This window comes from Lactobacillus delbrueckii subsp. delbrueckii DSM 20074 = JCM 1012 (genome assembly GCF_001433875.1).
Classification (GTDB): Bacteria; Bacillota; Bacilli; order Lactobacillales; family Lactobacillaceae; genus Lactobacillus; species Lactobacillus delbrueckii.
On sequence record NZ_AZCR01000070.1, the window covers coordinates 1 to 7,150 of the forward strand.

The window sequence follows — 7,150 nt, forward strand, 5'->3', positions numbered from 1 at the left end:
TTGACCGCATTTACCGGCGTAGATAGTCAAAATCTGCCAGATGTTATGGTAAGTGTTCAATTTATTCTTGCAATTGGCGAATTTTTTAGTTCTTTGACTTGGACTAAATAATGGGGTATTCTTTCCTCATAACGAGGACAAGCGAAATTAATCAGAAAGACTAATACTATCCATGAATACCGATAAAATCAAAATTTTCCTTGATTTGGCAGAAAGCCTGAACTTCTCGCGGACTGCTCAAAACATGAATATTACCCAGTCGGCTGTTTCCCAGTCAATTTCTTCATTAGAGCGCTACTTAAATACCAAGCTCTTCTACCGCAGCCGCAAAGAAGTCAATCTGACCACGGCCGGCCAGCTCTTTTACCAGGGGATGCAGCCGGTCATCACCCAGTTCAACAAGGCCGTCACCCATGCCCGAGAAGTGGCCCAGTCAGTTAATACTCTCTTGACCATCGGCTTCTCCGGGTCCGGTTATGACCGCTACGCCATCAACCAGTTGATCCATGAATACCGGAAGGTCAGACCGGAAGTCAAGATCTTCTTGGAAAATTACGACCACCGGACCATGGTTGCCCGCTTAAAGCAGGGCTTTTGCGACGTGATCTTGACCGGACCAGAATCAATCGACTCCGGCATCACCCTAACTTACGACAAGCTGCTGGAAGGACGCTTTTATGCCGTCTGCAGCAAGAACTACTGCTACATGGGCAATTCGCCCGTTACCATGAAGGATTTGTCTAAGGAGCGCTTGATCTTCCTGGACAACAGCTGGTGCCTGCCCAAGCAGAACTCCCTGCAGAATGCCTTAAGCCGGGACCTGGCCAGCCTGGACTATGCCGTAGCTAACAACATGGCCGACTACACCCAGATGATTTCCGCCGGCCTGGGCATCGGCATCTGTGCTGACTTTGTCGTTGACCCCAGCGATGACCAGCTGGAGCTTTTCCCTTTGGAAAAGGAAGTTACTGATGAAATCGGTATCGTCACCCTGAAGGACCGGAAGTCACCGGCCGCCGACTTTATCACCTGGGTCAAAGAGCGGGGGCTGCCGGCCACCCACCCGGTCACAAAATAAGGTGCTGGAGAGCAAAGAATGAACACAGAACACTTGGCGATTTTTATTAACCTGGCTGAAACCCTGAGCTTCTCCGGGACAGCCATGAATATGGGGGTCTCCCAGTCGGCGGTCTCCCAGACCATTTCCTCGATGGAGCGCTATATCGGGGCCGACCTTTTCTACCGGACCAGGAAGAAGGTCTCCTTAACCCCAGTTGGCAAGGCCTTTTATGAAGACATCCGCCCTGTCCACCACAATTACGTGGACACTTTAAGGCAGCTGGAAGCCCTAAACGAGCAAGCCAGAGACAAGATCACCATCGGCATCAGCAATTCCCCTTACGAGATCTTTGCCTTGTCTAAAAGCATCAAGGCCTACCAAGCGGAAAATCCCAAGGTCCAATTTTACATCGAAAGCCATAACAACCGGGACCTGGTTGGCCTCTTAAACGAAGGCGCCCTGGATATCGTCTTCTTAAGCCAAGACTCCTTGATTCCGAGTGCCAATGTCAAATTCAAGCCGCTTTTAACAGGCAAGTACTGTGCCGTTTTCCATCAGGACTATAATTTTGCCATCCGCGGATCGGTCAAGCACAGCGACCTGGACAAGCAAAGAGTTATCTTCTTAAGTGACAATATCTGCACCCCTGGCCAGTACTCTTTGCAAAAGATCCTCTGGCAGGAACTCCCCCACCTCAAGGTAACTTCGGCCAACTCCATCAACGCTGCCATGCTCAGCATCAAGGCGGGCCTGGGCATCGGCATCCTGCCCAACTTCCTCTTGCCTGACCAGCTGAAGGACTTGACAGTCGTTCCCCTGTCCGAAAAAAACGAGGTCAGCTATGGCACAGCCATCCTCGAGCGGACCATGTCTACCGCCAGCCAGGACTTTTATGACTGGCTGGAAGAGGGCAAATTGCCAGCCATGCATGAACTGGCTTAAATTAAAAGGCTAGAAGCAGTTACTGCTTCTAGCCTTTTTGCATGCTATTTCAAATTTTCCTTGGCGGTCAAGGCCAGCCAGTCGCCGCTGCTTTCTGAGCCCAGCCACTTGTCCAGCCTGCCCAGGCTGACCCCGGTCAATTTCACCCAGGCCGCCTTGATTAAGCCTTTCGCTGCCAAGCTGCCGGCAGGCACTTTTTTTAAAAAAGGTCAGGTCAGCTGGGCCAAATTCGTCATTTCCGTTCCTCTTTTCTAGCCAGAGCTTCCTTCAGCGGCTTAAAGCGCTTGTCGTCTAGCCAGAGCTTCCTTCAGCGGCTTAAAGCGCTTGTCGCCCGTGGAAAAATCTCTGACCAGCCACTGGAAGTCACCTTCATACTTGCAGTACAAAAAGCAGCAGGCCAGGTAATCCCCCTGATCTTCAGTAGCCCGGTCAAAAACTTCCGTGTCCGCGTAATTTTCCAAGACCAATTGATCTTCATGCTCGTCCCGGTAGTAGGCCCGGCTTTCTTCCGCCGTCTTCCCCAGCCTCTTTAAGTCACCCAAACTGACCAGGGCCAGGACTTGCTCATAATCCTGGTAGTTTTCCTCCAGGATCCGGCCGGCGGTTTCCAAGTCCCCGTCATGGTCCAGGACCAGGCTGGAAACGGTATTGTCTTTTTCTTGAACGGCAATCATGCTTTGCGTGTCGGTCATTTTACTCTTCTTTCTAAAAAAATTACTTGAAAAAGCGGTCGAAGAAGCCGCGGGGCTTCTTTTCCTCGCTCTTGGCGGCCTCCTTGGCCTGGGCCAGTTCATCCTGCAGCTTCTGGATCTGGTCGGCCTGCTCCTTCTTCTCAGCTTCTGCCTGCTGCTGCTTTTCAGCCTGGGCTTCCTTTTCCGCCAAAAGCTGGGCATTCTGCTCGGTGACCTTAATCATCCGGTCCATCAATTTGGCATTCTTCTTCAAGTATGGAGCAATGTTTTCGACCATTCTCTGCCCCTGGACTTCCGCGGCGGCTCTGGCCTTTTCAATTTCAAAGCGCTCAGCCGCGATCCCAGTTTCCTTCTCATAGCGCTCAATCAGCAAGTGGTTGCCCTGCCAGAGGTCCATATTGGCCATCTTGACCGTCAGCCCCTGGCTGTTAAAAGTCTTGCAGATCTCAGCTGAAGCCGGCAGGTATGCAAAGTAGCGGTTGATGTCGTTGCCCTTGTTGGGGAAGACCCGGGCAGGAATCATGCATTCCGGATTGTCCCGGGTAAAGGTGATTTCCCGCAAGGTCGCCTCATCGTGCAAAAGAATGCTCCAGTTCCGCCGGCCCAGGTCCTCAACAATATTGTAGTTCTTCATGTGGAAGTAGTACTTGGTTTCCGTGTTGACCAGGCCGTATTCTTCAACCAACTGCCAGAAGGCGTGCTTAACCGGGTAAAGGAAGTCGTGCTTGAGCTTCAAGTAGTCCTCGTCATCCATCTCTTCCAGCCAGCGGTCGATCTGCCGGGTCAGGTAAAGAAAGAGGGTGTTGTTCAACCAGTGGCCGTGGTTGTCGGTATTGCCATCCAGGTATTCAAAAAAGTGGATGTCCGCGTCCGTCTTCTTGCGGAACTGGTTGCCCTGGCTGATCACGTAGCCCCTGCGGCCAACTTCAGTCAAAAGCTCGAGATCCTTGCCCTTGCTATTCATGCTGAAAATGGCCACCGGTTCCACTCCCAGTTTCTCGCCATGCCGGTTGCTCCGTTTCTTCAAAAAGCTCTGGGCGGCGCTGGAAGAAAAGAGGGAGACTTCCGGGTCATCGATGCAGATCGGGGTGATGACCTGGTCTTCATCCATGTAGTGGTCAATAAAGTTCCAGATATTCTTGTTGATGACCTTGGGGTTGGAGCTGTAGGCGCTGACCCGGTCTTGCTTGCTCAAGCTCTTTCCGGCCAGCAGCTTCTTTCTGACCGCCGCCGTCATCCCGAAGAGCTTGTCTTCTGAACTGGCCTGGACGATCTCCTTAGTATTGCCGATGGTCAAATTGGAGGCAATTTTAAGCAGGGTCGACTTGCCAGTTTCCCCCTGCCCGACCAGTCCGGCCACGATCGGGACGTCTTCCACGATCCCGTTTCGCTCATCGATGGCCTGGCGGATCTTCCAGATGCTGCCGCTTTCCAGGACATACATCAAGAAGGAGAAGGCAGCCTGGGATTCATTATCCTGCTTGCGGTCCCGGTAGAAGCGGATAATGTCAAAAATTGCTGACACGTCCTGCCGGGTCGGCTTTTGGACCGCGACTGGTTCTTCCTGGTAGGAGCCGATTGCCGGCTTCTCCAGAATCGTCCCGGTTACCGGGTCTTGCAGGTAAAGGGGGCGCGGGTAGTGGGCCTTTTCATCCGGCAAAACAATGGCCTCGCCATTTTCATTGCCTTCGCCAAAGACGATCTGGCTGAGCCGCTTACTCAATTCCTCATCAGCCAGGATCTTTTTTCCCGTCAAGTTCTCCTTGTCAATCCCGCTTTTAAAGCGGAGGAGCTTGGCCGTCTTCTTAAAGGACACGCCGGCCTGACTTTGGCCTAATTGCCCTAGCCGGGTCGCTTCTTTGAAATCCTTTAAAGGTGCTTCAGCCATTTTATCTGCCAAGCCGCTGACTTCCAGCAGGTACTGGGATCGCTTGTCTTCTGCCAGGTCCAAATAGCCCTGGTAGATCTCCTTGTCTAAAATATCTCTGGCCTTGGCCGTCAGCTCTTTGACCAGCTGCTGGACCATGGCCCAATCGTCACCGGTCTTTTCCCCGCTGCTTAAGGAGTAGGTCGCCCCCTGCCCCCAGTAGAAGCGGTACTGGTCTTTCCCGGTCAGCAGGAAGAAGTTGCTTTCTTTCTGCGGTGAAAAACTAACCGCCAGCCGGCCAGCAGCCAGTTTTTCCTTTAAGTCCGGGCAGTCGCTAGCTAAGAGCGGAAAAAGCCGGGACAGTTCACTTGCCGCGGCAAGTTCGGGAACTTCTTCCTCCCCAAAAAGCAGGCAAAACTTTACCTGCTTAAATAAAGGGCTGAGCTCCCGGTCCAGCAGGGTCCAGTCAGGAGCGGCCAGGGCGGCCGTCAGACTCCCGTATTCCTCCCCTGCTTTCTTGATGTCTTCCAGCAAGCCGTGCTGGATCAGTAACTTTCGCTGAGTATCAATAATCCTTGCCATCTGTCTCATTTCCCATTCATGACTTTTTGCCTGCCATATTGCAGACCTTTAACAAGATTATAGCACTATCCGGCCAGTTTTCGGCAGCGTTTACCCGCTTTACTGGCAAGATTCTGCGGATTTTTGCCAAAAGAAAGCCGGCCTGGATTGGCTGCGGGATCTTCATTCTCTTTGCCTTGATCTGGCTCTTCGGCCTCATCACCAGCCAGTCCCGCCTGCGACTTCTTCTTGGTCGGTGCCTTATTCATCATGTTGATTGGCTTCGGCGGCCGGCACAAGCAGGTCCCGCTGCAAGAGAAAAGGCAGGCTGCTATCGCCCTTAAGCAAAAGAATTACGACCAGACTGGGGAAAAGTTCCGGCAAAACAGCACGGACATCGCCAAGAGCATCGATGAAGCAGCTACAAGCGTAACTACAGCCTGGCAGGATGCCTTAAATGCGAATCAGCAAAAGAAAAAGAGTAAGAGCAAGGAAGCTCCCCTCTCTCCGTCTAAAGCTGTCAGCCTGGCTTTTAAGGACAAAAAGAGCCAGCTGGAAAAGAGTAAGAAAAAAACGTTCAAGCAGGCCGACCTTCTGGCCCTTCTCAAGCAGTATCAGTATAAAAATGCCAAAATCAAATATGCCAGCTATAAAGCGGTCCAAAAGACTGAACTGGCCTACTACAACGCCGTCGTCCGCATCAATGGCCTGACTTTGGCCCAGTACCAAAAGCAGGTCAGCCGGGCTAAAGAAAAGTACGACCAGGCCGCTAGTGAATTAGGACCACGTTAAACCCCGGGTCTGGCAGAAGTCCACGATAAAGGAAGCCATCTTCTGGGCAACCTTCGACACTTGGGCCAGATTCCGGCTAGCCAGGCTGATGGTGTAAAAAGTATCTTCCGTTACCGGCACGGCAATGGCACCAGCAGATTCGTGGTACTTGGACTTGGGCAAGAGAGCCACCCCTTCACCGATCGCCACCAGGTCAACCAGGGTCTGCACATCGTCAGTCACGCTACTGATCTGGGGATGGATGTCATTTTTAGCAAAAACGTCAGCGATGATCCCGGCCAAGGCATGTTCTTCCCCAAAAGCCAGGTAAAGATACTGCTCGATCTGCTTCAAGCTGACCGACTTCTGCTTGGCCAGTTCATGACCCGCCGGCAAGAGCAGCTCCAGCTTTCTGTGCATCATTGGTACTAAGTCAAAGCCGGCAATCTTTTCACCCGGCCGGGTAGTGACAATAGCCAGGTCCAGTTCCCCGCTTTGCAGCATGTCCAGGAGCTTGCCGGTCACGGCCCGCTTTAAATTGAAGTCGACCCGGTATTCCGGATTGACCTGCCGGTAGTCCTTAATCACATCGGTAATGAATTTATGGGCCACGATTTTAGCCACCCCGATTGACAGCTTGCCGCTTTCGCCCAGGGCCATCTCAGACAACTGCCGCCGCCCTTCCTGGATCTGCTGGACTCCGGCTTCACTGTACTCTTTGAAGACCTTGCCATAAACCGTCAGGCGGATGTTGCGGCCTTCTCTTTCAAGAAGGGGAACGCCCAGTTCCTCTTCCAGTTTCTTGACCGCGTAGCTCAAGGTTGGCTGGGAAATCCCCAGTTTTTTCCGCTGCCTGGGCCATATACTGGGTCTCAGCCAGCTCGTTGAAGTATTCCAAGTGTTGAAAGTTCATGTCTTTTTCCTCATCGTTAAGTCTTACCTCTTATTTTTGCCAAAATTTAGTTTTTAGCAAGAATTTAGCATTTTTTAAAACGTTTTTTAGTAATTTTCAAACTTTTTTGCCAAAATTTCCTTCTAAAAACCGCCAACATAAGTTCGGAAATATATGATTCAGATTTCATATACCGATTTTATTCCTCTTTCTTGACGATTTTATTCCTCTTTCTTGATTGGAAAAGTCGCATTTATCCGAAAAATCAGCAGTAATTATTTGAATTTCGCCGATTGTAAAATTAAACTGAACACTGTTCCGATCCAGTAAGAAAAATCGTTTTCACTGGATCAGAGCACAAAAAA

The 7,150-nt window shown here is 51.3% G+C and carries 8 protein-coding genes; 3 read left to right on the plus strand and 5 right to left on the minus strand.

The features are described from left to right. The first annotated feature begins 172 nt into the window (after nucleotides 1-172). Both FD23_RS07780 and FD23_RS07785 read left to right on the plus strand, forming a co-directional pair. Nucleotides 173-1,078 carry a LysR family transcriptional regulator gene (locus FD23_RS07780; RefSeq protein WP_025896297.1) on the plus strand — a complete coding sequence of 302 codons (906 nt, stop codon included), beginning with the start codon at nucleotides 173-175 and terminating at the stop codon, nucleotides 1,076-1,078. Nucleotides 1,079-1,096: 18 nt separating this feature from the next. Continuing rightward, on the plus strand, nucleotides 1,097-2,002 hold the full coding sequence (locus tag FD23_RS07785; RefSeq protein WP_025896296.1) for a LysR family transcriptional regulator: 906 nt from the start codon (nucleotides 1,097-1,099) through the stop codon (nucleotides 2,000-2,002). A gap of 44 nt (nucleotides 2,003-2,046) precedes the next feature. On the opposite strand, the gene FD23_RS10910 is transcribed toward FD23_RS07785, so the two are convergent. The 4 genes from FD23_RS10910 to FD23_RS10005 all read right to left on the minus strand — a co-directional run bounded on the left by FD23_RS10910 (nucleotide 2,047) and on the right by FD23_RS10005 (nucleotide 5,394). Then, nucleotides 2,047-2,181 (minus strand): hypothetical protein, encoded by a 135-nt coding sequence (locus FD23_RS10910; RefSeq protein ID WP_257786479.1) that lies wholly within the window; start codon nucleotides 2,179-2,181, stop codon nucleotides 2,047-2,049. 96 nt (nucleotides 2,182-2,277) lie between these two features. Next, complete coding sequence (locus FD23_RS07790) at nucleotides 2,278-2,694, minus strand: hypothetical protein (protein ID WP_025896294.1); 417 nt, start codon at nucleotides 2,692-2,694, stop codon at nucleotides 2,278-2,280. A gap of 22 nt (nucleotides 2,695-2,716) precedes the next feature. Continuing rightward, on the minus strand, nucleotides 2,717-5,143 hold the full coding sequence (locus FD23_RS07795) for a hypothetical protein (protein ID WP_025896293.1): 2,427 nt from the start codon (nucleotides 5,141-5,143) through the stop codon (nucleotides 2,717-2,719). 65 nt (nucleotides 5,144-5,208) lie between these two features. Further along, the gene (locus tag FD23_RS10005) at nucleotides 5,209-5,394 is read right to left on the minus strand and encodes a hypothetical protein (protein WP_196332314.1); all 186 of its coding nucleotides are present in this window, start codon (nucleotides 5,392-5,394) and stop codon (nucleotides 5,209-5,211) included. On the opposite strand from FD23_RS10005, the gene FD23_RS10735 reads away from it, so the two are divergent. After that, nucleotides 5,393-5,914, plus strand: a complete 522-nt coding sequence (locus FD23_RS10735) for a hypothetical protein (RefSeq protein ID WP_230844812.1) — start codon at nucleotides 5,393-5,395, stop codon at nucleotides 5,912-5,914. The two genes, FD23_RS10005 and FD23_RS10735, sit on opposite strands and share 2 nt — an antisense overlap. Here FD23_RS10735 and FD23_RS07810 read toward each other — a convergent pair. Beyond that, nucleotides 5,900-6,712 (minus strand): LysR family transcriptional regulator, encoded by an 813-nt coding sequence (locus FD23_RS07810; protein ID WP_230844811.1) that lies wholly within the window; start codon nucleotides 6,710-6,712, stop codon nucleotides 5,900-5,902. The genes FD23_RS10735 and FD23_RS07810 overlap by 15 nt on opposite strands. Between the last annotated feature and the right edge of the window lie 438 nt (nucleotides 6,713-7,150).